Raw genomic sequence first — 24,612 nt, 5'->3', positions numbered from 1 at the left:
AAGGCCGATACAGCCATGGTCACCACACGCACCGCGCTCACCACCGTGCTCAGCGCATCGGTCGTCACGGGCCTGTTGGCCCTGAGCTCGGGTACGAGCTGGGCGGACTCCGTCCCGGACAAAAACCGCGTCGCGGATACCGACGACAGTTGGCACCTCTCGGTCACCAAAACCAGCGAGACCCTCGACCGCTACCCGAACCTGGCCGCGACCATGTTCACCCGCGAAGGCTTCGTCGCACTCAAAGCGGTCGCCGAGGTAACCGGGACCGGCACCCAGCCGATCACCTCAGGCGCGGTGACGCTCGGCTATCAGATCGGCTGTCAGGTCGATGTGTCCACTGGGCTCACTCTTGGCCTGGGGTTCTCGGTGGGACCGAACGCCAGCGTCACCGTCTCCCAGTTCCCCGCGGTCACCCTCGGCGCCAATGCATCGGTGAGTCCGAACATCTCGACCACGGTCAAGCCCGGTGGCATCACGACTGTCGAGTTCGGCACCAAGCCGCTCGCCGGAGCGCGTGCGTCCATCACCGCCGACCAGGTCGAAGTCAAGATCGACGCCTGCATGGGCCCGGTGACCTTGCGTTCGTTTGTCACCGCGCGCATCTCCACGCCGACCGCCGACAACTCCGTCAGCGTCTACGGCGACCCCATTTGGCTGTGAGCCAGCAGTGGCAGCGGATGCACCCCGGCTGGCCGTGTATTGATGTGCCGGACCCGCCTGCCCCACCGCCTCCCGGGCCGCCGACGACTCCGCCGCCGCTGCCGACGCCCGCCATGCCAGGGCAACCATCGCCCGGTACCGGCGGCGGCACCAGCGCGGGCGCGCTCACCCCTCCGGCAATCGGTTCCGGCAACGGCACACCGATCGTTCCGGTCCCCGGGCCGCAAATTCCAGCTGCGCCACCGCAACCACCGCCGACAGCTCCCCAACCGCCTGCCGCTGGTTCGTCTCAACCAGCGGAACTGGCACCGGCACCAGCCCGGCCGCCGTGGAGCAGTCGGTGCCGCTCGACCGGTGCGGTTCGGCAGCCCGGCAGTTGGGAGCGGTCGCGCCCGCGGCCGGAAACTGTTCGATCCTCGAGTCGCGGTCGAATGTGCGCCACGGCGGTGCCAACCCGCCATTGCGTGAGGTGAGCTGGCTGCCGGGCTGTATCGGCCCGCGCAACTCCACAGGCGGTTGTGCGTGGGCGCATCCGACGTGGGACCTGAGTCATGAGCAGAGCGTCAAATTGCAGACCGCGCAAAAGAGCGCGTCCAGAACCGCATTCTCCGCCTATTGCGCCGCGATAGTCGGGGCCGCCACGATTGAAACAACGGTCGGCGCGCTGGTCGCCGCCATCGGCGCCGCCGCGATATGTGGCGTGATCTACGATATGTTCGGCACCAATCCGGAGCCACTCGGGCCGAATGATCATATCAGGCTGATATTCGATAATACTGTCGTTCCACCGGACGTGACAAAAATCATCGTGCGAGGTTAGCGGGAGATGAAATGAACATTCAGCACACCACCAGGGATCGTGTCCTCGTTGTTGCTGTGCTCCTGAGCTTCGCGATTCTGCTATTCCTGAATCCCCGTGTCTCTCCGGCTGAGGATGCGCCGCTGACGATCGCCCTTATCGCCGTCGCCGGAATCGCGTTCGTCGCATTATTTCGAAAGGCAAGGGGACGGTAATGCCTACCGTAGCGTTCGTCGCGTTCATCATCGCAATTCTCGTCGCTGTTTCCGTCACTCGAATCAGGACCGGAAAGCGGCCCGACTTCACCGAGGTTCCCTCGTTCTGGCGGCCTGTGGCGGTGGCTCTCGTAGTCGTCACCATCGCCGCGGTCATCATGCGGATCGCGGACAACGATCTGAACCCCAGGTACGGGTCCGTGGTGTGGTCGGTGGCATTGAGCGGTATCGGTTGCGCGATCCTGCTCACGGCGCTGACCGATGTCCGGTCCCGCCGCACCGCATCGAGCGTCCTGTGCGCGGTCGTCGGTATCGCGTTCGGACTGTGGTCACTGTTCAACGGCCCATCCTGGAATGCCGAGCAGGCAATGCGAACAGATTGTGCGGATTCGGCCGCGAGCTACCGAGTTATTGCCGTCGCCGACCAGCCGGAACAATGCCCGGCAACCGCAGCACCGTGCGATATGGCGGGCGCACAACGTCCGAGCTCAGTGGTCACCGACGTCGCCACCACTGATATGTGCCCAAATGGGGGATATATGCACGCCGCTCGCCGCTACACCGTGTGCACGGATCTCCGAACGGAGGCGCCTAGGCCCTGACCCATGGGTTGTGTTCAGCGGTTGTGGAGTTCTACTGCGGCGCGGACGCTGCTTTCCAGCGCGCCTTCGATCCAGGCGGGTTTGAGGCTGGTGTGATCGCCGGCGAAATGTAGCCGGCCCTCGATCGAGCTGGTCGCCGCGTGATGCTCGTGTAGCTGGCCAGGTGTGGGAATTACCGCCTCGCCCAGGGCATACCGGGCGCGTTGCCAACTCTGGGACAGGCCGATGCCGGTGAATTCGGTGTCGACCACTGGGCCGAACATGTCCCGCATACCCGCGAGCGCGAAATGGACGCGTTCGCTGTCGGTCAGCGAATCCCAGCGCATAGCGTCGTCGGACCAGGTGTATGCGGCTAGTACTACGCCGCCGTTGGAATCCTCTGTGTGCGAGGGGAAGTAGGTGAAGCGGTTCGCGGTATCGGAGACGCAGCCGCCGCCGCGGAAGCCGTTGGGGCCTTGCTCCCAGAAGCGATTTCGGAATTCGAGCAGCACTTTGGTGGCCGCATCGTGGTGCATCTCGACGATCGCGCGACGTTTGGGATAGGACAGCATCGGCTCGAAGGAACAGAACCGTATGGAGGTCAACGGAATTGCGATCACCGCGTAGTCGGCGTCGAAAGTTGCGACCGGCTCGCACGGCGCGCCGTCGGTCGATTCGCTGCCGGTCTCGGCGGTGGTCCACACCCGCACCCCGCGATCGGTCTGTTCGACTCGGGTCATGCGCTTGCCTCGCTGAATTGCCGGACCCAACTTGGCGGTCAGCGCATCGGTGAGGCTCGCGGTGCCGCCTTCCAGCTCCCAGTACGTCGCGTCGGGGCGGATGAGGGCGTGGTCGACCATGGCCGAGATGACGCCGTAGTGCAATCGGGAGGTCAAGTTCTCGAGCGTGCCGACCGCCTCTATCTGCGGCTGCGCCCAGCCTTGCGCCATCAAATACCGATGCAGCGAATAGTCCTCGTAAGTGTTGAAAACATTTGTCCAGCCGTCGATCTGGCGTTCGATGGACTGATCGGCCGGCACCTGGGTGCGACTCATGGCCTGGTCGAGCGCGATTCGGGCCGGAGTGGCCAGACCTGCCCCGAATCCCTGGTGCACAGCACCCGGATCGCGGGCGTAGCCGGCTCGGTCGACCACTTTTCCGTTGACCTTGATCATTGTCCGACCGGCTGCCGCGGGGTGAAACTGCGGTGCGCCCACCGGACCGTTGGACCATTGCGCACCGGTGAAAGACCGATAAACCACGGGCCCTGGCTCCGCGGACTGTGCGTCGGGCCGGACATCGACATTGTGGAACTGCCGTCGCCGCAGACCGAGCTTGTCCGACAACGCCAGCACCATCGGGTGCGCACTGGGCAAACGCATAGCGCCCGCTTCGGCATAGAGGGCGGGATCGGAGAACACGCCACGGAAAGTCTTGACCCGGCCACCCGTGCGACTGCCGTTCGCTTCGATCACCGTGACTTGATGTCCGGCGTCGGCGAGCAGATTCGCCGCGGCCAGCCCGGCCGGACCGGCGCCGACGACCAGTACTCGTTTGGGCGCGGAGGTCTTCGGCAGGCCGGTGTCGATGAGGGTCGTCAGCTGGGCGAGTTTCAGGTCGTTACCGTCGGCGTCGACCTGCAACATCTCCTGCGCCAATTCCCGGCTTCGCTCGCGAGAACGTTCGGATTCGGTATTCGTCGACGGGGCCCCACACGAGCTCACCGCCGCCGAGCCGGCGACACCTACCGCACCTGCCGCCAGTGCGGTCCGCAGCAGTGCGCGTCGTTCGATTCCACTCTCCGACATGCCTGATCCTCCGTTCCGGGGGGACAGCCGATCCAGTGCAGTGTTGCGGGCAACACGCTAGCAAATATGGGTGAGTTATACGGAGGCGGCGAGATCGGCGGGCGATTCAAGTCGATAACCGGTCGCGACAGCAAGAACCGAGTGGGCGAACATGCCAGGCTAGTCGGGGTGATTCGGTCGGTCCGGATTACCGAGAACGGAGATATTCGGCGAGGCCGGGGAGATCATCGGTGGAGAGGCGGTCTACGCCCGCGGTGTATTGCGCGTCCCATAGTGCCTGCCGGGCAGCACCTGGCTGGTCGGGAGTGGCCCAGAACCGTATCCGTTTACCTTCTCGATGTGCGCGGTCGACCAGGTCCGTCAGAGTTCGTCGCTCCGCGTCCGGCATCGGGCCGATGCCCTTCCAGCGGAACAACTTCGTCCAGTCGGCGTTGATCTCGGGCATCAGCTCGGTCGGTATGCCGGTGCCGAGGTCTTCGGGCGCGCCGACGCGGAAGGCGCTGCGGGTGTTCTGTGCGGCCATGGTCGTATGGAGTTCGGTGGCGCTGGTAAAGGCCGTCAGCAGGCTGATGGTCACCGGGCCGCGCACCACTTGCCCGTTGACGTAGCGGGTGAACAGCCCCGCGTAGGCCGGTTCGCGCAGCAGTGCGTCCAGTGCTCGATAGGCCGCGGGCGCGTCCCATTTGATCTCGATCAGCAGTTGGAACTCGCCGGGATAACCGGGGATGACCGTGCCGCCGTTCGCGGTGACCAGTTGCCGCAGCGGATCCAGGTACAGCGAGCGCAACGTGCGCTCTGGGCGAATCTCGAAGGGGGTGTGGGCAACTGGCAGGTCGCTCGACCCCGGCCACGGATACACGTCGGCTTCTACGCTGGTAAAGCCTTCCGCCACAGCGTCATACAGTGGTCGTTGATGCAGATAATCGTTGTGCGCGTGGGCGCGCGGCAGAGGCTGTGCCTGAGCAGGCTGCTCCGCCACCGCGGCAGGCGATGCGCCGATCAATCCGCCGATCAGCCCCACCAGCACCAACCACGCCCAGGCTGCCCGCCTGAACGACGGAACGACGGAACCTGACGAAGAATGCCGACCGAAGCTGCGCATCCAGCGAGCTAACCGGTGACCACCGACCCTGCACAACCCCACGGCGCCGACCTTCACCCGAAATTCATTTGGATGCCCGTGCAGCAAGCCTCCCCGTTCGGCCGATCAGCCGCGCGGGGGAGTCAGCTCCGCACAGCGATGAGAACCTTGTCGAAGAATGCCTTGAATTTCGGGCAATCGGCCTCGACCTCCTTCTTTGCTTTCATGCCCCGGGAAACTCCGACCTCGGCCATCATTCGATTTTTGAGTTTGTCTTGGATCGCCTTGTCGTTGCATATATCCGCATTACTTCCGTCCAGCAGTTGACCTTTGAGCCAATGAATGACGGTGATGAAGTCCGATTTTCCGTCGATGTTCAGTTCTTTCTCCGCAGCGTCTATGCTTGCTACTATCTTGGTCCGCTTTTCCAGGCTTATCCGAGAGTTCTGGGCGCATTCTTCTTTGACGTAATCCATGAGTTCTTGAACCTCGGGTTTGAGCTCCTTGAGCGCATCGCACTTAGCTTCCGCCGGAGGCGCCGACGCTATCAACGCGATGGCTGCCAAGGTAGTCAGAGTTGCTGATACGAGGCCTGATCGGGACATGTCGGACCTTCCTGTTCGCGGCGATGTTCGAACTCGTTTCAGACGAAGCCGCCACTGCGGCATGCGTGACGGGTGAAACTGCGAGAATGGCCTGCGATTTGCGCTAGCCCAGCCGTGGTGGACTGTCGAATCTGCGCGGTAGCGTAGCAGCAGTCATCCGGGAAATTGCGTGCCGAGATCGCCGTGTTGCCGGCCTCGGGCCTGGCCCGGCCCGCGTTCTCGAATCAGGACATCGATTCGTGCCCGCAGCGCAGATTCCGCCGCTGAGTACCGACACGAACGGACTACTCTCGACCGATGACCTGCGAATTCGACGGCGAGATGGTCGATCATGATCACGCGATCGAGGTCATCGACCACCACTTCGCCACTCGAGTGCGACTCTGGAATCGCACCGTGCCGTACAACAGTGGAATGCCGCATGACGACGACTACGTCGCGATGTGCGTCGAACTGTCCGCCGAAGGAATGTCGGCCTCAACTCACGGGCTCATGGTCGACTACGTCGCGGGCCGCTCACTACCTCGGTTCCTCGACGCATTGGAACACGACTTCACCGGCTGGGATGGTGTCCGAACATGGGCGAGCATGGACCACGAGCTCCAGATCGCCGCTCGCTACCTATCTTTGGGGCACGTCCGGCTCACCTGGACCTTGCAACAGCACCAGGCATCCTTGACTTCCTGGACCGTAGCGGTGGTGACCGATCTGGAAGCCGGTGAGCAGTTGCGGCGGTTCGCAGCAACTGTCCATCGGTTCTTCCGGCCGAACGAATCCGCCCAACGTCAGTAACCAGAGTCCTGGCGAGCGAGTTCGTGAACCGAGGAGGAGTTTGAGTCCGGATCTGGCTGGGTAATCCCCCTGTGGCGCACTGTTCGTGCAGGCCACAGGGGGTTGTGGCGCCCCCGGCAGGAATCGAACCTGCGACCTAGGGATTAGAAGGCCCTTGCTCTATCCAACTGAGCTACGGAGGCAGTGGGTTCCACCATGGCCGACATTGGTCGTGCTGTCCAGCGCGCCAATTATAGCGACCGACCAGATGGCTAGGGGTCTACCGTGACCGCGAGTACGAGCATTGCGGCCATGATCACCTCGAGCACCAGGTAGAACCAGACGGGGAAGAACGCGGACGGGCTTTCGACGAAACCCGACCAGACGCGGCCGACGGCCATGCCGCCGAGCGCTGCGGCGACCGTCACACAGGCCCCGAATCTCAGGTCGCCGACATCGATGGCGGCCAATCCGAGGATGACCGCGATCGCGATACCGAATCCGCCGTAGACGGCGCGCACCTCGGCGCGCGCGTCCGCGCGGTCGGCGAGCAGCCCGAGCGGGTCGGCGAGTTGGCTGGGCCGCAGTAGCCCATAAACACCCATGGCAGCGAAGAACAACGCCACCAAGGCAATCAACACGATCGAAACGATCGACATTGCACCTCCGTGATCTGCCGACCACCCTATCGGCCCAAACCCGGCGCGGCCACGCGATAACAATCGAACTACGCTCAGTCGTATGTCGTCAGCGCAGGACCCGTCCGCTTCATCTGATCTGGAGGTCACTCGCTCGGCGGCGACATACGCGATAGTGATCGCGCTCACCGGCGCGATCGCGGCGGTGGTCGCGGCGCTGGTAGTCGGCTTGTCCGCGGCGCAGGCGCTGAGCCTGCTCGGCATTCCGGATCCGGGCGCGTTGACCACCTACGGCCTGCCCGCGGTGCGCGCGCTCGCGGATCTGTCGGCGGCGCTGACGGTCGGTTCGCTGCTGTTCGCCGCGTTCCTGGTGCCGCCGCAGGCGAGCGGCCTGCTCGATGTCGGCGGGTATCGCGCGCTGCGTCGCGCCTCCAATTTCGCGCTGATCTGGGCTTGCTGTGCGGCACTGCTCATTCCGCTGACCGTGTCCGACACCACCGGGCAGCCGGTACGCGACACGCTGCGCCCGGAGGCGCTCTGGCGCGCCATCGATCAGATCGAACTGGCCGGCGCCTGGCGCACCACGGTGCTGTTCGCGCTGATCGTCGCGGTCGGCGCGCGGATCGCGCTGCGCTGGGGCTGGACGCCGGTGCTGTTCGCCGCGTCCATCGTGACCATGATGCCGCTGGCGCTGACCGGGCACTCGTCCTCCGGCGGCGCGCACGACCTGGCCACCAACAGCCTGATCCTGCACCTGGTTTCGGCCGCGGTGTGGGTCGGCGGCCTGTTCGCGCTACTGGCGCACGCACGCCGCGGCGGCGCGCACACCGACCTCGCCGCACGCCGGTTCTCGCTCACCGCGAGCATCGCGTTCGTCACCATCGGGGTCAGCGGCGTGACCAATTCCTGGATCCGGGTGCCGTGGGACGACCTGTTCACCACCACCTACGGCCGGTTGGTGCTGGCCAAGGCCGCAGCGCTGGTGGTTCTCGGCCTGATCGGTTTCGCGCAGCGGCGCGCCGCCCTGCCCGCGCTCGCGGCGAACCTGCAGGATCGGGGCGCGCTGGTCCGCTTCGCCGGCGTCGAGGTGCTGGTTTTCGCGGCGACCATGGGTCTCGCGGTCGGCCTCGGCCGCACCCCTCCGCCACCGCCGACCACCATCCCGACTCCGGCCGAGGTCCAACTCGGCTACAACCTGGCCGGACCGCCGAATGTCGCACGGCTGCTGCTCGACTGGCGTTTCGATCTGATCTTCGGCACCTTGGCGATCGTGCTCGCCGTGGTGTATCTACTGGGTGTGCGCAGGCTTCGGGCGCGCGGCGACGCGTGGCCGATCGGGCGGACCATCGCCTGGCTGTCCGGCTGCCTGGTGCTGTTGATCGCCACCTCGTCCGGCGTCGGGCGGTACGCGCCGGCCATGTTCAGCGTGCACATGGGCGCGCACATGGCGTTATCGATGCTGGCGCCGATCCTGTTCGCGCTCGGCGGCGCGGTGACGCTGGCGTTGCGCGCGCTGCCGCCGGCCGGACGTGCGGGTGCACCGGGACCGCGCGAGTGGATCCTGGCCGCCGTGCACAATCCGGTGTCGCGCTTCCTGACTCATCCGATCGTGGCGTCGGTCATCTTTGTCGGCGGGTTCTACGCGCTGTACCTCGGCGGGATCTTCGACACCTACGCGGACTCGCACGCGGCGCACCTGATGATGAACGCGCACTTCCTGCTCAGCGGCTACCTGTTCTATTGGGTCGTGATCGGCATCGATCCCAAGCCGCGCCAGGTGGAACCGCTGACCAGGCTCGGCATGGTGTTCGGCTCGTTGCCGTTCCACGCCTTCTTCGGCATCGCGCTGATGAGCATGAACACAGTGCTCGGCGGTTGGTTCTACCGCGGCCTCGGTCTCGACTGGAACGGCGACCTGCTCGGCGATCAGCGCACCGGCGGTAGCCTGGCCTGGGCGAGCGGTGAGGTGCCGCTGGTCGTCGTGATGCTCGCGCTGCTCATCCAATGGTCGCGCAGCGATCGGCGGCTTGCCCAGCGCACCGATCGGGCCGCCGACCGCGACCACGACGCCGCCCTCTCCGCGCACAACGCGATGTTCGCGGAGCTGGCAAAACGCGACCGAGGGGTACACAAGTAAGTGAGCTTTTCGGTCGGCGCATGCCTTTGGGCATGAAGTCTCAGGTCATGGTGGAGTCGAGTTGGTCAAGGTGTGGTTGTGAACGAGCGGTCCGTAGTTTTCTCCGAACACAGACCGATCGATCGGGTCTACCGATCCGACGTACGGGCCGCGCGTAGACGGCTGGCCGGGCGGATCCGCAAGACGCCGGTCTTCCACACCTCCGTCGCCGGGCCGAACGGACCGGTGCCGGTCACGATGAAACTCGAATACCTGCAATACGGCGGCACTTTCAAGGTTCGGGGGAGCTTCAACGCGCTGCTCGAGTCGCCCGAGGGCACCGAGGTTGTCATCGCCTCCGGCGGCAACGCGGGGATCGCCGCCGCGCTGGCGGCCGCGCACCTCGGAAAGTCCTGCACCGTGGTGGTTCCCGAGTCCGCGCCGCACACCAAGGTCGCGGCCATGTGGTCGCACGGCGCCGAGGTGCTCTGGCACGGAACGACTTACGCGGAGGCGCTCGGCTACGCGAACGAACTCGCCACGCAGCGCAACGCGGTGCAGCTGCACGCCTACGACCTGCCTGCCATCGTCGCGGGCGCGGGCGTGGTCGGGCTGGAGATCGAGGAGCAGGTGCGCGGGCGGCCGCCGGTGCTGGCCGCGGTCGGCGGCGGCGGGCTGGTCGCGGGGATCGCGGCGGCGATCGGCCGGCGCCAGCAGGTGATCGGGGTCGAGCCGGAGGGCATTCCCACGCTGCACGCGGCGTTGTCGGCGAACCGGCCGGTCGAGGTCGCGGTGTCGAGCATCGCGGCGGAATCCTTGGGCGCCACCAGGATCGGCGACATCGCGATGGACATCGCGCGTCGCTATCAGGTGCGTTCGCTGCTGGTCACCGACGACGCGATCGCGACGGCCAGGGACTATCTGTGGCGTGAGTTCCGCATCGTGGTGGAGTTCGCCGGTGCGGCCGCGCTGGCCGCGGTGCAGAGCGGCGTCTACGTCCCCGCGCCCGACGAGCGCCCGGTGATCGTCCTCTGCGGTGCCAACACCGATCTCTCGGTGCTGTAACCACTTTCGCCCGCACCCCGCCGGCGGCAAGGAAAGAAGCACCGGATATCCACATTCGGAAAAGTTGTTCACATTCGCCGATCCAGGCGCCCGAACGCCCCGCGCATCGGTGAGGCTGGAGGAGTCCTCCCGGACGAGCGGAAGTTCCCGGGCACTCGCCGCGGGCCGAATGCGAAGGGGCGTAATCATGTACGAGGCGCACGCGACCGTGATCGGCAATATCGTCAACAATCCGATCAAGCGGGAATTGCCGAACGGCGAGCAGCTGCTGAGTTTCCGGATGGCGAGCAATTCGCGCCGGCTGGATCACAGCACGGGGGAGTGGGTGGACAACGGCACCCTGTTCCTCACCGTCAACTGCTGGCGCAGGCTGGTGGCCGGTGTCGAGGCCTCGCTGCGGCGCGGCGATCCGGTCATCGCGTACGGACAGCTGCGCTCGCACGAGTTCCGCGGCCGGGACGGGATAGAGCGGCGTGACCTGGAGATGCGGGCCAGCGTCGTCGGCCCGGATCTCGGCCGCTGCACCGCGCGGGTGACCAGGTGGTCGCAGATGCGGAATACTGGAGACCGCTTCGGCGCTGAAGTTCAGGTGCCGGCAGGCGACGGGCTGGGGGAGAATGTCGCAGCCGCCTCCACGGCGCCACCCCGAACGACCAACCCCGAGCACGCCGACGCCTGACCTGTGCGGCGGACTCACGGCCGCGCGCCGCGAGGGGTATCCGCCGGTTCTACTCACCGTTTCCGACACCGATAGGCTTCCTCCTTATGGCTGAGTTCATTTACACGATGAAGAAGGTTCGCAAGGCGCACGGTGACAAAGTCGTGCTCGACGATGTCTTCCTGAACTTCCTTCCCGGCGCCAAGATCGGTGTCGTCGGCCCGAACGGCGCGGGTAAATCCAGCGTCCTGAAGATCATGGCGGGACTGGACCAGCCGAACAACGGCGAAGCGTTCCTCGCTACCGGCGCGACGGTCGGCATCCTCATGCAGGAGCCCGCGCTGAACGAGGAGAAGACGGTCCGCGGCAACGTCGAGGAGGGCCTCGGCGAGGTCAAGGTGAAGCTGGACCGCTTCAACGAGATCGCCGAGCTGATGGCCACCGACTACTCCGACGAGCTCATGGACGAGATGGGCAAGCTGCAGGAGTACCTGGACCACGCCGACGCGTGGGACGTCGACTCCCAGCTCGAACAGGCGATGGACGCGCTGCGCTGCCCGCCGCCGGACGAGCCGGTCACCAACCTCTCCGGTGGTGAGCGCCGTCGCGTCGCGCTGTGCAAGCTGCTGCTGAGCAAGCCCGACCTGCTGCTGCTCGACGAACCGACCAACCACCTCGACGCCGAGAGCGTGCTCTGGCTCGAACAGCACCTGGCCGCGTACGCGGGCGCCGTGCTCGCCGTCACCCACGACCGGTACTTCCTGGACAACGTCGCCCAGTGGATCCTCGAACTCGACCGCGGCCGGGCCTACCCGTACGAGGGCAACTACTCCACCTACCTGGAGAAGAAGGCCCAGCGACTCGAGGTCCAGGGCAAGAAGGACCAGAAGCTGCAGAAGCGGCTCAAGGACGAGCTCGCCTGGGTGCGCTCCGGCGCCAAGGCCCGCCAGGCCAAGAACAAGGCCCGCCTGGGTCGCTACGAGGAGATGGCGGCCGAGGCCGACAAGCACAGGAAGCTGGATTTCGAGGAGATCCAGATTCCGGCGGGCCCGCGTCTGGGCAATGTGGTGGTCGAGGTCTCGCACCTGGACAAGGGCTTCGGCGATCGCCAGCTGATCAAGGATCTGTCGTTCACGTTGCCGCGCAACGGCATCGTTGGCGTCATCGGCCCGAACGGTGTAGGTAAGACGACGCTGTTCAAGACCATCGTCGGATTGGAGTCGCCGGACAGCGGCGAGGTGAAGGTCGGCGAGACGGTCAAGCTGAGCTACGTCGACCAGAACCGGGCCGGCATCGACCCGAAGAAGAACGTCTGGCAGGTCGTGTCCGAGGGGCTCGACTTCATCCAGGTCGGCAACCAGGAAATGCCGTCGCGCGCCTACGTCAGCGCGTTCGGCTTCAAGGGCCCGGATCAGCAGAAGCCGGCCGGCGTGCTCTCCGGTGGTGAGCGCAACCGGTTGAACCTGGCGCTCACGCTCAAGCAGGGCGGCAACCTGATCCTGCTCGACGAGCCGACCAACGACCTCGACGTGGAGACCCTCGGTTCGCTGGAGAACGCGCTCGAGCAGTTCCCCGGCTGTGCCGTGGTCATCTCCCACGATCGCTGGTTCCTGGACCGCACCTGCACGCACATCCTGGCGTGGGAGGGCGACTCCGACAACGACGCCAAGTGGTTCTGGTTCGAGGGCAACTTCGAGGCCTACGAGGCCAACAAGATCGAGCGCCTCGGCCTGGAAGCTGCCCGCCCGCACCGGGTTACGCACCGCAGGCTGACCCGCGACTGACCCGATCGGGGATCGAGTCGTGCCCTCGCGCACGACCGCACGACTCGATCCCTGCTGATGCCGGAATACCGGACGCCCGTTATGTCTTGTATCCGGCACAACGCCCCCACACCGGCGCCCCACGGACGTCCCGCAGCTCGCTAGTGTGGGACACGTGAATGCGCAGGCACAGTTCGAGCAATCGGCGGCCCCCACCGTCGACCTGGTAGCCGAGCTGAACCGAGGTGCTTCGGCCCCGCTGCCGCCGCAGAAAGACCCTGTCGCGCACACCTGACGTTCGCGAGTCCGAACGATGCTGTGCCGAGATCATTCATCCGAGCTGGGCAATCGCGTGGCGAACACGGCCGTGATGGTGAACACCCCAGGATTGGAAGGGATTTCACCCCCTCGTCTTCCACGCACAGCTACTCTCGGACCGGCGTCGCTTTGTTACGGAACCGAATCCGAGGAGTTGGCGAAAAAATGACGGTCTCGTCCGAATTGTCCAGTGCGGCGTGGGCCGCGAGTTTGCCGCAGGTACTGCGTGGCGAACTCGCGACTCTCGAGGAGGCGTATTTCCGCCACGTCGACGCTGGCGATGTGGACTGCGCGATCACCGGCATCACTCAAATTTTCCGGCGGCACATGGAGTTGGCCATGCACCGCCAGGCGGACCGGGCGTTGGTCCGGGTGTACCACCCCGACGACGGCTCCGGCCTCGGCGCGGCGGTACAGCTCGTCACTGATGACATGCCACTACTTGTCGAGTCGATCACCTCGTCGCTGAGCCGGCTCGGCGTCAGCGTGAGCGAGGTGATCCACCCGATCTTCGAGGTCGAACGCGATGCGGACGGCCTACTGCAGCACGCCGCCCCGCACGAGGTGGACGGCACCAACGGCGCGACCGCGTTGCGCGAGTCGTGGATGCACCTGCAACTGCACCCGGCCACCAGCCGGGCGCTGCTGGCCAAGATCGAGTCCGGCATGCCGAACGTGGTCGCCGACGTGCGCCAGGTCATCGGCGATACCGAGTCGATCAAGGACGTGCAGAGCAGGCTGGCCGACGATCTGGAGCTGGCCGCCAAGTCGGGCACCGCGCCGTTCCCGGACACCGACCTGGTGGACACCGCGAACCTGCTGCGCTGGCTGGCCAGCGGCAACTTCACCGTGCTCGGCTATGCCCGCTACCAGCTGAGCGCCGAGCAGGGGCAGGAGTCGTCGTCCAACCCGATGCCCGGCACCTGCCTGGGCGTGCTCCGGCCCGACGTCGGCACCGATTTCCGGGTGCCGATCAACGCGGCCGACCGCCCGCTGCTGATGCTCACCCAGGGCCTGGTGCCCGCCACCGTGCACCGCTCGGTGTACCCGTATTTCATCGGCGTCGCCGACTTCGACGAGGCCGGAACGATTCTCGGCGAGCACCTGTTCATCGGTGTCTTCACCGTGACCGCGGTGCACGAGAACGTGCTGGACATCCCGGTGATCGAGCGCCGGGTGCGCTCGGTGATCGAGGAGAGCGGATTCGACCTGGAGTCGTTCTCCGGGCAGGCGATGCTCGAGGTCATCCAGTCCTTCCCGCGTACCGAGCTGTTCTCCTCCGACGCCGAGACGATGCGCCGCACCGCCCTCGCCGTGCTGAATATCGGCCTGCGCCGGCAGGTCCGGCTGTTCCTGCGCGCGGACGGCTACGGCCGGTTCGTCGCCTGCATGGTCTACCTGCCGCGCGACCGCTACACCACCCGGGTGCGGCTGGAGATGCAGGACATCCTGGTCCGCGAACTCGGCGGCGTGTCCATCGATTACTCGGCCCGGGTCGGTGAAAGCGACTTGGCGAGTGTGTATTTCACCGTTCGCATGCCCGAGGCCGAGCACGGCGCCCCGCGCTACGCGGCACCGGCCGCTGACACCTCCGAGGCCAACCGGCTGCGCATCCAGGGCCTGCTCGGCGAGGCCAGCCGGACCTGGGAAGACCTGCTGAACGACGAGGTCAGCACCTCGACCATGCTCGACCCCGCGGTGGTGCAGCGCTACTCCGCGGCGTTCCCGGACGCGTACAAGGAGGACTTCGAGGCAGGCCGCGCGCTCGCCGACATCGTCCGCTTGGAGCACCTGCGCGAGGGCGGCATCGATCAGTACCTCTATCGCAACGTGGCGTCGGACCCCGGTTCCTGGCGGTTCTCGCTCTACGTCGCCGGCCCCGGCATCTCGCTGAGCCAGGTGCTGCCGGTGCTGCAAAGCCTCGGCGTCGAGGTGGTCGACGAGCGTCCGTACCAGCTCGAGCTGGAGCCGCAGCCCGGTGGCGACCCGAGCACCGGCGGCGAACGCTGGATCTACGACTTCGGTCTGCTGGCCCGTCCCGAGCTGCTGCGCAGCGCGCTCGACCGGGACCTGGATGCGGAACTGCTGGAGTCGTCCACCCGGGCGGCCGTGCTGGAGGCCGAGGTTCGGGGCCTGCGCGAGCGGTTCACCGAGGCCTTCGAGGCGGCCTGGTACGGCCGCGCGGAAGCCGACGGGCTCAATGAACTGGTGCTGCGCGCGCGGCTGCCGTGGCGCGCGGTCTCCATCCTGCGCACCTACGCGAAGTACTTGCAGCAGGCCGGTTTCCCGTACAGCCAGGCCAATATCTCCCGGGTGCTGCTCACCTATCCGGATGTGGCGCGGCTGTTCGTCGACCTGTTCGGCGCCCGCTTCGACCCGGACACCGTCTCGGCCGAGCACGCCGCCGAACTCGAGGTCCAGGTCCGTGGCCGCATCGATGATGTGGTCAGCCTGGACGCCGACCGCATCCTGCGCGCCATCCTCAACCTGATCCGGGCGACGCTGCGCACCAACTACTACGTCACCGACGCCGAGGGCATGTCCCGCGACTACGTGTCGGTGAAGGTCGAGCCGCGCGAGATCAGCGAATTGCCCAAGCCCAGGCCGCAATTCGAGATCTTCGTGTACTCGCCGCGGGTCGAGGGCGTGCACCTGCGGTTCGGTCCGGTGGCCCGTGGCGGGTTGCGCTGGTCCGACCGTCTGGAGGACTTCCGCACCGAGGTGCTCGGCCTGGTCAAGGCCCAAGCCGTGAAGAACGCGGTGATCGTCCCGGTCGGCGCCAAGGGTGGCTTCGTGGTGAAGCAGCCGCCCGCCGCCACCGGCGATCCGGTCGCGGATCGGCAGGCGCTCGGCGCCGAGGGCATCAGCTGCTACCGCACCTTCATCTCCGGCCTGCTCGATGTCACCGACAACGTGGATCGTGCGACCGGCAAGGTGCTGCCGCCCGCCCGGGTGGTGCGCCGCGACGGCGACGACACCTACCTGGTGGTCGCCGCCGACAAGGGCACCGCGACGTTCTCCGATATCGCCAACGACGTGGCCAAGCGCTACGGCTTCTGGCTCGGTGACGCGTTCGCCTCGGGCGGCTCGGCCGGCTACGACCACAAGGCGATGGGCATCACCGCCAAGGGCGCCTGGGAGAGCGTCAAGCGGCACTTCCAGGAAATGGACATCGACACCCAGACCGAGGACTTCACCGTCGTCGGCGTCGGCGATATGAGTGGTGACGTCTTCGGCAACGGCATGCTGCTCTCCGAGCACATCCGCCTGCTCGCGGCGTTCGACCACCGGCACATCTTCCTGGATCCGAACCCGGACACCGCCGCCTCCTACGCCGAACGGCAGCGGATGTTCGCGCTGCCCCGCTCGTCCTGGGCGGACTACGACGCCTCGCTGATCAGCAAGGGCGGCGGCGTCTACGACCGGACGGTGAAGTCGGTCCCGATCAGTCCGCAGGTCCGAAAGGCGTTGGGGCTGGCCGACGATGTCGAATCGCTGTCTCCGCCGGAGTTGGTGCGCGCGATCCTGCTCGCGCCGGCCCAGTTGCTGTGGAACGGCGGCATCGGCACCTACATCAAGGCCAGCACCGAGGTGAACGGCGAGGTCGGCGACAAGTCCAACGACGCGGTCCGGGTCAACGGAAACCAGTTGCGGGTCAAGGTGATCGGCGAAGGCGGCAACCTGGGCGCGACGGCGCTCGGCCGCATCGAGTTCTGCCGCAACGGCGGCAAGATGAACACCGACGCGCTGGACAACTCGGCCGGGGTGGACTGCTCCGATCACGAGGTCAACATCAAGGTGCTGCTCGACGGTGTGGTCAGCGCGGGCCAGCTGTCCGAGCCGGAACGCAACCCGTTGCTCGCCTCGATGACCGACGAGGTCGCGCAGATGGTGCTGGACGACAATGTGGCGCAGAACTTCCTGATGGGCATGTCCCGCACCGACGCACCGCAGATGCTGAACGTGCACATGCGGCTCATCGATGATCTGGAAGCCCGCCGCGGCCTCGACCGCGAGCTGGAGGCGTTGCCCTCGGACGCGCAGTTGCAGCGCATGCTCGACGACGGCGCCGGCCTGAGTTCCCCGGAACTGGCCAATCTCATGGCGCACGTGAAGCTCGCGCTCAAGGCCGACCTGCTCGACACGGATCTGCCGGACAGCCCGTTCTTCGTGACCCGGCTGCCCGACTACTTCCCGACGCCGCTGCGCGATCGGTTCGGCGCCGCGATCAAGAAGCACCGGCTGCGCCGGGAGATCCTCACCACGATGATCGTGAACGAGATGGTCGACTACGGCGGCATCACCTACGCGCACCGGTTGAGCGAGGAGACCGGCGCGACGCCCACCGATTCGGTGCGCGCGTTCGCGGCGGCCACCGAGATCTTCGGCCTGCCGGAGATGTGGGCGCGCATCCGCGCGGCCGACGCCGCCACTTCGGTGCGCGACCTGCTGGAGCTGGAAACCAAGCGGACCCTGGACCGGGCCTCGCGTTGGTTCCTCAGCAACCGGCCGCAGCCGATCGCGGTCGGCGCGGAGATCAACCGGTACTGCCAGGACGTGCAGGCGCTGGCGCCGAAGGTGCCGGGCTGGCTGCGCGGACATCACGTCGCGACGCTCACCGATCAGTCGGCCGAGCTCATCGCCCGCGGTGCGCCGACCGACCTGGCCACCGAGGTGTTCGGGCTGCTCAACCTGTTCCCGCTGCTCGACATCGTGGACATCGCGGACATCACCGATCGCGACGGCGACGAGGTGGGTGCGCTGTACTACGCGCTCAACGAGCACCTCAAGATCGACTGGCTGCTCCAGGCGGTCAGCCACCTCGAACGAGGCGACCGCTGGCACTCGCTGGCCCGGCTCGCGCTGCGCGACGACATGTACTCCTCGCTGCGCTCGCTGACCCTCGATGTGCTCTCCGCCGGTGACCCGGAGGAAAGCGCCGACGAGAAGATTGCATACTGGGAGTCGAAGAACCAGTCCCGGCTCGGGCGTGCCCGAGCCGCGCTGTCGGAGTTGTTCGAATCCGGTACCCACGATCTCGCCACGCTGTCGGTGGCCGCGCGGCAGGTGCGAAGCATGGTGAGCGGGGTGGGCGCCCAATCGGAGGTACCACGTTGACGAGCTCGTTGAACGGTAACGGGAAGGCGCCGAGTGTGGATGACGCGTCGGGTAGCAAAGTCGTGCTGCCCAAGCGTTTTCACACCCAGGTAGAGGTCAGATGGTCGGACATGGATGCGTTCCAGCATGTGAACCATGCCCGCATGGTGACCCTGCTGGAGGAGGCGCGCATCCCGTGGCTGCTGGAGCCGGGCCGGCCGACCGCCGCGCTCGGGACCGGCTGCGTGCTGGCCGACCTGCGGGTGCGTTACCGCGGTCAGCTCCGGCACGAGGACACACCGCTCGACATCGCGATGTGGATTCAGCAGCTGCGGGCGGTCGATTTCACCATCGGCTACGAGGTGCGGGCCGCGGGTGCGGCGCCGGACTCGCCCGCCGCGGTGATCGCCTCCACCCAGATCGCCGCGTTCGACATGAGTGCGCAGCGGTTGCGCCGGCTCACCGATGCCGAACGCGACTATCTCGCCGAGTGGCTGGACTGATCCGCATCGATAGCAGCTGGTCGCGAACGGCAGCACAGCCGTGATGGCAGAACAACGCGTAATGCACGTGTCCGATCCGGCGGAGCGAGAGAACCTCGCGACGTTCCTGACTCGGGCGGTGCGGCTGGACCCCGCGGCGGTGGTACGTCTCCGCCGCCGCGCCGGGGGACGGCAGTCGGCGAAGCCGGCGGGGTGGGTGGGCGCGGGCCAGTATATTTCCGCTTGGGTGGCAACGGGTTTCGAGGCGTTGGCGGTTCGCACCATCGTCGGTGAGCTCGGCGTCGACGACGTCACCGTCGGCGCCGACATGGTGCTGGCCGGGCTCGGCTCCGGCCTGCCCATCGATCTCGGTTATTCGATGGATTCCGCGTGGCGTGGCGCGCTGCCGCCGGTGGACGGGTTCGCGCACATCGATGACGTGCCGGCCCGCACCCTCGTCGAACTCGCCGAGCAGGGCGCGCAATTGGCCAAGGAACACGGCAGCAGCCACGGCCCGCCCGCGTCCCTGCTCGATCAGACGGTGCTGACCGTCTCCGGCGGCGACACTCAGGTGCAAGTCCCGATGCGCGTCGTCTTCGCCCTCACCGCAATGGATTTCATCCCGCACTCCGGTGACAAGGCCGACTCGCGGCGCATCCTCCCCAGCGAGATCGTCCGCGTCCGCGCGACCAAGACCTGGCTGCGCATCGACGCCCGCTACGGTTCGGTCGCCCGCCGCTTGGGCGGCGGCATCTCCCTCTCCCCGAGCTGACGCCGTCCCAGCTCCCGAGGTGGTTGCCGCGCATGAGTTGTGCGTCTGCGCACGGTATTGCCAGCAATTTCGTGCGCGCCGGCATAACTGGTGCGCGGGAGGGGCGTGCTCGAGGGTGCGGTTGGGGTTACGGCAGGCCGAGCAGGCGCAGCAGGGCGGTAGTTGCGGCGGCGGCGAGGATGACGACGAGGATCGGTTGTTTGCGCCAGGCCAGGACACCGGCGACGAGAACGCCTGCGGGAAGCGCGAATCCGAATTCGCCGGAGCCAGTCGGCAGGGTGGTCACCGCAACCAGTGCGGCGATCAGAACAACGGCACCGACTTCCAATAACCGAATTGTGCGGGCCGGGAAGCGAATACGGTCACGCAGCGCCGGCCCGGACCAGCGAAACGCATAGGTCCCCAGGGCAAGCGCGATCATGCTCGCAACCAATATCATTCGACACCTGATTCGACGGTATTCAACTCACGGTTCGTAACTGCCACCGGCACAGCAGGTTCCGATGAATCCGTCTTTCCCTTGTCCCGCCCGACGAAGAACAATCCCGAAAGCGCAACGAGCACAGGCATTCCCGCCGGCAAGAACGGCGCACTGGCAACCGCGACCACAGCACCGACCAGTGCCGCACGCAGCGTCGCCATCTCCCGCAACGCCGGAACAATCAACGCGAGCAACACCGCCGGGAACACCGCATCCAACCCGAACGCCGCGGTATTCGGCGCAAAGGTCCCGATCAGCACCCCGAGCACCGCGCCGCCCGGCCAGGCCAGCAGTACGCCGAACCCGCACGCCCAGTACGCAGCTCGCTTACGTTCGACCGTCGACTGAGCCAGCGCCATCGCCACCGACTCGTCGTTCATCAGATGCACGCCGAGAAACCGCCGCCACCCGGTACCGACCGCCTCCGGCACCGACAACCCGTACGGCAGATGCCGGGCATTCACCACCAACCCGGCCAGCAGCGCAGCGATCGGGCTACCGCCGGCCGCGATGATCCCGATGAACAGAAACTCCGCACCCCCGGCGAGCACCACGAAGCCGAGCACGATCGGTAACCACGCGGGCAGCCCGGTGGTGACCGCGGTCGCGCCGTAGGACACCCCGATCACGAAGACCGCGAGGCACACCGCCACGATCCCGGAGAACGTGTCCCGGCCGAGTGTTCGCCATATCGAACGCATGTAGCTTATAGTGAACACAATGATCTGATCCGTCAATATGGTTTTCTGTTGGGTGGTCAACCACACAATGGGAGGACAAGTGGCACAGCAGGACTCGACGACGGGCACGCCCCAGGCGGTGATCGCCGCTGCCTTGCGCCGGGAACGCACCCGCGCCGGTCTCTCGCTCACCGAGGTGGCGCACCGCGCGGGCATCGCGAAATCGACGCTCTCCCAACTGGAATCGGGCACCGGTAACCCGAGCCTGGAAACCCTCTGGGCCCTGTGCGTCGCGCTGGGCATGCCGTTCTCCGGCCTGCTCGACCCGCCGCGCCCTGCGGTTCGGCTGATCCGCGCGGGCGACGGCCCGGTCGTCGCCGCCGCGGAATCGGATTACCGCGCGACCCTGCTGGCCGCCAGCCCGCCGAACTCACGCCGCGACCTGTTCCGGATCACCGCCGAGCCGGGCCAGGCCCGGCTGTCCGAGCCGCACATCCCCGGCGTCTTCGAGCACGTCCTGCTGGCGAGCGGGCGCGCGAAGGTCGGCCTGATCGACGAACCCGTCGAACTCGGCCCGGGCGACTACATCTCCTACCCGGGCGATCTTCCGCACGTCTTCGAGGCGCTGGAGCCGGGGACGTGGGCGACCTTCGTGATCGAATACACCTGACCGAGTGTCAGGCGGCCCCTTCACCGAGGTACTGCAACCACACCGGGTCGAGGTCGGCGGTCGTGGACAGCAGCCGCCAGTGCGGACCCTTCGGCGAGACCAGCGGCGAGCGCAGGGTCCAGCCCAATTCGCTCAGCATCTTGTCCGCCTTGCGGTGGTTGCACGGCGCGCAACTGGCGACGCAGTTCTCCCAGGAATGTTCGCCGCCGCGGCTGCGCGGAATGACGTGGTCGATGGTTTCCGCCTTGCCACCGCAGTAGCCGCAGCGATAGCGGTCGCGGTGCATGAGGGCGGCGCGGGTCATCGGGACGCGGGCCCGATAGGGGACGTGCACGTAGGTGCGCAGGCGGATCACCGAGGGGATGGCGACGGCGGCTTCGGCGGAGTGGACTACCGGGCCCTCGGCGTCACCGTGGACGGTGTCGGCTTTGTCGCAGATGAGCAGGACGATCGCGCGGCGCGCGGACAGTGCGGTAAGCGGCTCGTAGGTGGCGTTCAGAAGCAGCACCCGGCGCTTCAACCAGCTCGGAGTCTCACTGGGCGGCGATGCTGAGCGGTGCGCATGATCGGCATGACCGTGATGCGCGCCCGGATAATGATCGGACAAGATATGCAGCGGAGTAGCCCCCGAGCCACGATTGTGGACGTCGGCGGGCTGGAGTTGTCGGTGCGTGCGCGCCTCGTGCGATCTGGCGCTGTGCCGCTGCTTCATCTGGACCTCAATTTCATGATTGGCAGGATCATGCTGTTAGCTCGGCAGAGATTGCCACCCAGTTGACCATGGAACGACGGCTATTGCACGGTGATTTTCAACAATGTCCGGTTAACTGTGGCTGAAGAGCCGCCGGTCCGCGATTTGCCGCCCCGGAAAACCGCGGTGTGGGCTGTCGATGCCGGGCACGGGCACAATGGACGTCGGCGCATCCAGCGAATCGAGAGGGTCTATGACTTCGGGCGAGCAGACAGCAGCGGCATCGGCGGACCAGACGCCGGCGTCGTTCTACGACGCGGTCGGCGGTGCGGACACGTTCCGGCGCATCGTCGCGGCGTTCTATCGCGAGGTGGCGACCGACGAGGTGCTGCGCCCGCTCTACCCCGAGGAAGATCTGGGCCCGGCCGAGCGTCGGCTGCGCATGTTCCTGGAGCAGTACTGGGGCGGGCCGCGCACCTACGGCGAGGAGCGCGGCCACCCGCGGCTGCGGATGCGGCACAACCCGTTCGTCATCGGTCCGATCGAGCGCGACGCGTGGTTGCGTTGCATGCGAATCGCCGTGGCGGAGATCGAGCCGGAGCTGCTCGATGACGATCATCGCAAGGCTCTGCTGGACTACTTGGAGATGGCGGCGAATTCGCTGATGAACGCCCCCTGGTGAGGGCGTTTCGGTCGAGGACCGAGACGGGCCGAGGGTTTTCGGCGCGTCCCGGCGGACGCTGGCGATTTGCCCAAAGTTGAGATCGGTGCTCCGCCTAAGGGTTTTTGCCGCAAAACTTTGGCACTATTACGTCTGTGACTGATACACCCGCCGTACTGGTGCCGGTGGATCGCACCACGCAACCATGGTGGCGGTCGGCCGTGTTCTACCAGGTTTATCCCAGATCCTTCGCGGATTCCGACGGCGACGGAGTCGGTGATCTCGGGGGCGTCCGCGAGAAGCTCGGCTATCTCGAGCTGCTCGGCATCGACGCCCTGTGGGTGTGTCCGGTGATGACGTCGCCGATGGCCGACGGCGGCTACGACGTCGCCGATCCGCGCGACATCGACCCGCTCTTCGGCGGGCTCGCCGCGATGGACGAGCTGATCGCCGAGGCGCACTACCGGAACATCAAGATCACCATGGATCTGGTGCCGAACCACACCAGCAGCGAACACCCCTGGTTCCTCGCCGCACTCGAGGCCGGACCGGGCAGCCCGGAACGCGCCCGCTACCTCTTCCGCGACGGCCGTGGCCCCCACGGCGACGAGCCGCCGAACAACTGGCCGAGCATCTTCGGCGGTCCGGCCTGGACTCGGGTCACCGAGCCCGACGGCACGCCGGGCCAGTGGTACCTGCACATCTTCGCCCCCGAACAACCCGACCTGAACTGGGAAAACCCCGAGGTCTCCGCCGATTTCGAGAAGACCCTGCGGTTCTGGCTCGATCGCGGCGTGGACGGCTTCCGCCTCGACGTCGCGCACGGCATGGCCAAACCGGCCGGCCTGCCGGACATGGCGGTGGTCAAAACCGCGCTGCTCGCCAATGACGACGACGACCCGCGGTTCAACAACCCGGGCGTGCACGAGATCCACCGCCGCATCCGCAAGGTGCTCGACGACTACCCGGACGCGGTGTCGATCGGCGAGGTGTGGGTCGACGACAACGTGCGCTTCGGCGAGTACCTTCGCCCCGACGAGCTGCACCTGGCCTTCAATTTCCGGTTGGCCAAGACCGACTTCGACGCCGACGACGTGCGCGCGGCGATCGACAACTCGCTCGCCGCGGTCGCGCCGGTCGCGGCCTCGCCCACCTGGACGCTGTCCAATCACGACATCGAGCGCGAAGTCACCCGCTACGGCGGCGGTGCGGCCGGCCTGGCCAGGGCGCGCGCGATGATGATGCTCGAACTCGCGCTGCCCGGCTCGGTCTTCATCTACAACGGCGCCGAATTGGGCCTGCCCAACGTGGACGACCTGCCCGACGCGGTGCTCCAGGACCCGACCTGGGAGCGTTCCGGGCACACCGAGCGTGGCCGGGACGGCTGCCGGGTGCCGATGCCGTGGGAGGGCGTCACGCCCCCGTTCGGCTTCACCACCGGACAGCCCTGGCTGCCGATGCCGGCCGATTGGGCGGGCTACACCGTCGAGGCGCAACTGGAGGAGCTCGGCTCGACCCTCTCGCTGTACCGGATGGCGATCGAATTGCGTGGCCTGCGGCCGGAATTCAGCGGCGACCGGATCGAGTGGTACGGGAGCCCGCCCGGCTGTCTGGCCTTCCGCCGGGAGGGCGGATTGGTCTGCGTGCTGAACGCGTCGCAGGCGCCGACTCAGCTGCCGCCGGGGGACGTGCTGCTGGCCAGTGCGCCGCTCGACGGGGGGCAGCTTCCGCCGAACACGGCCGCCTGGTTGGTCTAGACCGCATCGATCCGAGGATGCTGCGGTATTCGCACGATTGAGTTTGCACGGGCGGCGTGAGAATGCATTTGCAATTTCAATGATATTGCGCCGCAACGAGTTTGTTGGATTCCAAACGTGGTCGGGTTGGAGTCCAACGAACTTTGTTGCGGCGGTGCAGTCTTCGGTATATAGGCAGCTCGTGCCGTGTTTTGGACTGCCGCATCCGCTAGTTGGACTCGAATTGTGTCCGGCGAAAGC

At 66.6% G+C, this 24,612-nt stretch carries 21 protein-coding genes and 1 tRNA gene; 14 read left to right on the top strand and 8 right to left on the bottom strand.

Going from position 1 to position 24,612, the window contains the following annotated elements:
- Positions 1–15: 15 nt before the first annotated feature.
- The 3 genes from F3087_RS18275 to F3087_RS18265 all read left to right on the top strand — a co-directional run bounded on the left by F3087_RS18275 (position 16) and on the right by F3087_RS18265 (position 2,279).
- Positions 16–663 (top strand): MspA family porin, encoded by a 648-nt coding sequence (locus F3087_RS18275; RefSeq protein WP_223885171.1) that lies wholly within the window; start codon positions 16–18, stop codon positions 661–663.
- A 328-nt stretch (positions 664–991) separates the two neighbouring features.
- Entirely contained in the window at positions 992–1,483 is a 492-nt protein-coding gene (locus tag F3087_RS18270; protein ID WP_150403176.1) for a hypothetical protein, read from the top strand.
- 193 nt (positions 1,484–1,676) lie between these two features.
- On the top strand, positions 1,677–2,279 hold the full coding sequence (locus F3087_RS18265; RefSeq protein ID WP_150403175.1) for a hypothetical protein: 603 nt from the start codon (positions 1,677–1,679) through the stop codon (positions 2,277–2,279).
- Between the two features lie 14 nt (positions 2,280–2,293).
- Here F3087_RS18265 and F3087_RS18260 read toward each other — a convergent pair whose 3' ends face one another.
- The 3 genes from F3087_RS18260 to F3087_RS18250 all read right to left on the bottom strand — a co-directional run bounded on the left by F3087_RS18260 (position 2,294) and on the right by F3087_RS18250 (position 5,713).
- The gene (locus F3087_RS18260; RefSeq protein ID WP_150403174.1) at positions 2,294–4,066 is read right to left on the bottom strand and encodes a flavin monoamine oxidase family protein; all 1,773 of its coding nucleotides are present in this window, start codon (positions 4,064–4,066) and stop codon (positions 2,294–2,296) included.
- A gap of 187 nt (positions 4,067–4,253) precedes the next feature.
- On the bottom strand, positions 4,254–5,168 hold the full coding sequence (locus F3087_RS18255) for a PI-PLC domain-containing protein (RefSeq protein WP_223885170.1): 915 nt from the start codon (positions 5,166–5,168) through the stop codon (positions 4,254–4,256).
- 122 nt (positions 5,169–5,290) lie between these two features.
- Positions 5,291–5,713, bottom strand: coding sequence for a hypothetical protein (locus tag F3087_RS18250; protein WP_150403173.1), 423 nt, complete (start codon positions 5,711–5,713; stop codon positions 5,291–5,293).
- A gap of 336 nt (positions 5,714–6,049) precedes the next feature.
- Between F3087_RS18250 and F3087_RS18245 the strand changes: the two genes are divergently transcribed.
- Positions 6,050–6,544 carry a DUF6228 family protein gene (locus tag F3087_RS18245; RefSeq protein ID WP_150403172.1) on the top strand — a complete coding sequence of 165 codons (495 nt, stop codon included), beginning with the start codon at positions 6,050–6,052 and terminating at the stop codon, positions 6,542–6,544.
- Positions 6,545–6,649: 105 nt separating this feature from the next.
- Here the strand turns inward: F3087_RS18245 and F3087_RS18240 are convergent.
- Both F3087_RS18240 and F3087_RS18235 read right to left on the bottom strand, forming a co-directional pair.
- Positions 6,650–6,726 (bottom strand) — tRNA-Arg (locus F3087_RS18240).
- A 69-nt stretch (positions 6,727–6,795) separates the two neighbouring features.
- Positions 6,796–7,182 carry a DUF4345 family protein gene (locus tag F3087_RS18235; protein ID WP_150403171.1) on the bottom strand — a complete coding sequence of 129 codons (387 nt, stop codon included), beginning with the start codon at positions 7,180–7,182 and terminating at the stop codon, positions 6,796–6,798.
- Positions 7,183–7,264: 82 nt separating this feature from the next.
- Here F3087_RS18235 and F3087_RS18230 point away from each other — a divergent pair, with 82 nt between their 5' ends.
- The 7 genes from F3087_RS18230 (at position 7,265) to F3087_RS18200 (ending at position 19,432) form a co-directional block, all read left to right on the top strand.
- Positions 7,265–9,298 (top strand): cytochrome c oxidase assembly protein, encoded by a 2,034-nt coding sequence (locus tag F3087_RS18230; protein ID WP_150403170.1) that lies wholly within the window; start codon positions 7,265–7,267, stop codon positions 9,296–9,298.
- A gap of 78 nt (positions 9,299–9,376) precedes the next feature.
- Entirely contained in the window at positions 9,377–10,342 is a 966-nt protein-coding gene (locus tag F3087_RS18225; RefSeq protein WP_150403169.1) for a serine/threonine dehydratase, read from the top strand.
- 187 nt (positions 10,343–10,529) lie between these two features.
- Entirely contained in the window at positions 10,530–11,021 is a 492-nt protein-coding gene (locus tag F3087_RS18220; protein ID WP_150403168.1) for a single-stranded DNA-binding protein, read from the top strand.
- An 86-nt stretch (positions 11,022–11,107) separates the two neighbouring features.
- Complete coding sequence (gene ettA / locus F3087_RS18215; RefSeq protein WP_150403167.1) at positions 11,108–12,784, top strand: energy-dependent translational throttle protein EttA; 1,677 nt, start codon at positions 11,108–11,110, stop codon at positions 12,782–12,784.
- A 462-nt stretch (positions 12,785–13,246) separates the two neighbouring features.
- Positions 13,247–18,199: an NAD-glutamate dehydrogenase gene (locus F3087_RS18210; protein WP_150403166.1), complete on the top strand. Its 4,953-nt coding sequence runs from the start codon at positions 13,247–13,249 to the stop codon at positions 18,197–18,199.
- Positions 18,200–18,234: 35 nt separating this feature from the next.
- The gene (locus F3087_RS18205; protein ID WP_150403165.1) at positions 18,235–18,681 is read left to right on the top strand and encodes an acyl-CoA thioesterase; all 447 of its coding nucleotides are present in this window, start codon (positions 18,235–18,237) and stop codon (positions 18,679–18,681) included.
- A 43-nt stretch (positions 18,682–18,724) separates the two neighbouring features.
- Positions 18,725–19,432, top strand: coding sequence for a hypothetical protein (locus tag F3087_RS18200; RefSeq protein ID WP_150403164.1), 708 nt, complete (start codon positions 18,725–18,727; stop codon positions 19,430–19,432).
- A gap of 127 nt (positions 19,433–19,559) precedes the next feature.
- On the opposite strand, the gene F3087_RS18195 is transcribed toward F3087_RS18200, so the two are convergent.
- Both F3087_RS18195 and F3087_RS18190 read right to left on the bottom strand, forming a co-directional pair.
- Entirely contained in the window at positions 19,560–19,871 is a 312-nt protein-coding gene (locus tag F3087_RS18195; RefSeq protein WP_150403163.1) for an AzlD domain-containing protein, read from the bottom strand.
- A complete protein-coding gene (locus F3087_RS18190) occupies positions 19,868–20,614 on the bottom strand; it encodes an AzlC family ABC transporter permease (RefSeq protein ID WP_150403320.1) in 747 nt (248 codons plus the stop codon). The genes F3087_RS18195 and F3087_RS18190 overlap by 4 nt, the downstream gene beginning before the upstream one ends.
- 79 nt (positions 20,615–20,693) lie before the next feature.
- On the opposite strand from F3087_RS18190, the gene F3087_RS18185 reads away from it, so the two are divergent.
- Positions 20,694–21,263: a helix-turn-helix domain-containing protein gene (locus tag F3087_RS18185; RefSeq protein WP_223885169.1), complete on the top strand. Its 570-nt coding sequence runs from the start codon at positions 20,694–20,696 to the stop codon at positions 21,261–21,263.
- A gap of 7 nt (positions 21,264–21,270) precedes the next feature.
- Here F3087_RS18185 and F3087_RS18180 read toward each other — a convergent pair whose 3' ends face one another.
- On the bottom strand, positions 21,271–21,975 hold the full coding sequence (locus F3087_RS18180; RefSeq protein WP_223885168.1) for an HNH endonuclease: 705 nt from the start codon (positions 21,973–21,975) through the stop codon (positions 21,271–21,273).
- A gap of 232 nt (positions 21,976–22,207) precedes the next feature.
- On the opposite strand from F3087_RS18180, the gene F3087_RS18175 reads away from it, so the two are divergent.
- Together F3087_RS18175 and F3087_RS18170 are read left to right on the top strand one after the other, a co-directional pair.
- Complete coding sequence (locus F3087_RS18175; protein WP_150403160.1) at positions 22,208–22,636, top strand: globin; 429 nt, start codon at positions 22,208–22,210, stop codon at positions 22,634–22,636.
- A gap of 134 nt (positions 22,637–22,770) precedes the next feature.
- Positions 22,771–24,372 (top strand): glycoside hydrolase family 13 protein, encoded by a 1,602-nt coding sequence (locus F3087_RS18170; RefSeq protein ID WP_223885167.1) that lies wholly within the window; start codon positions 22,771–22,773, stop codon positions 24,370–24,372.
- The last annotated feature ends 240 nt before the right edge of the window (positions 24,373–24,612 follow it).

It is taken from the genome of Nocardia colli, from assembly GCF_008704205.1.
Taxonomy (GTDB): Bacteria; Actinomycetota; Actinomycetes; order Mycobacteriales; family Mycobacteriaceae; genus Nocardia; species Nocardia colli.
Note: the sequence above shows the minus strand (reverse complement) of the source record. Positions and strands in the feature narration are given on the sequence as shown.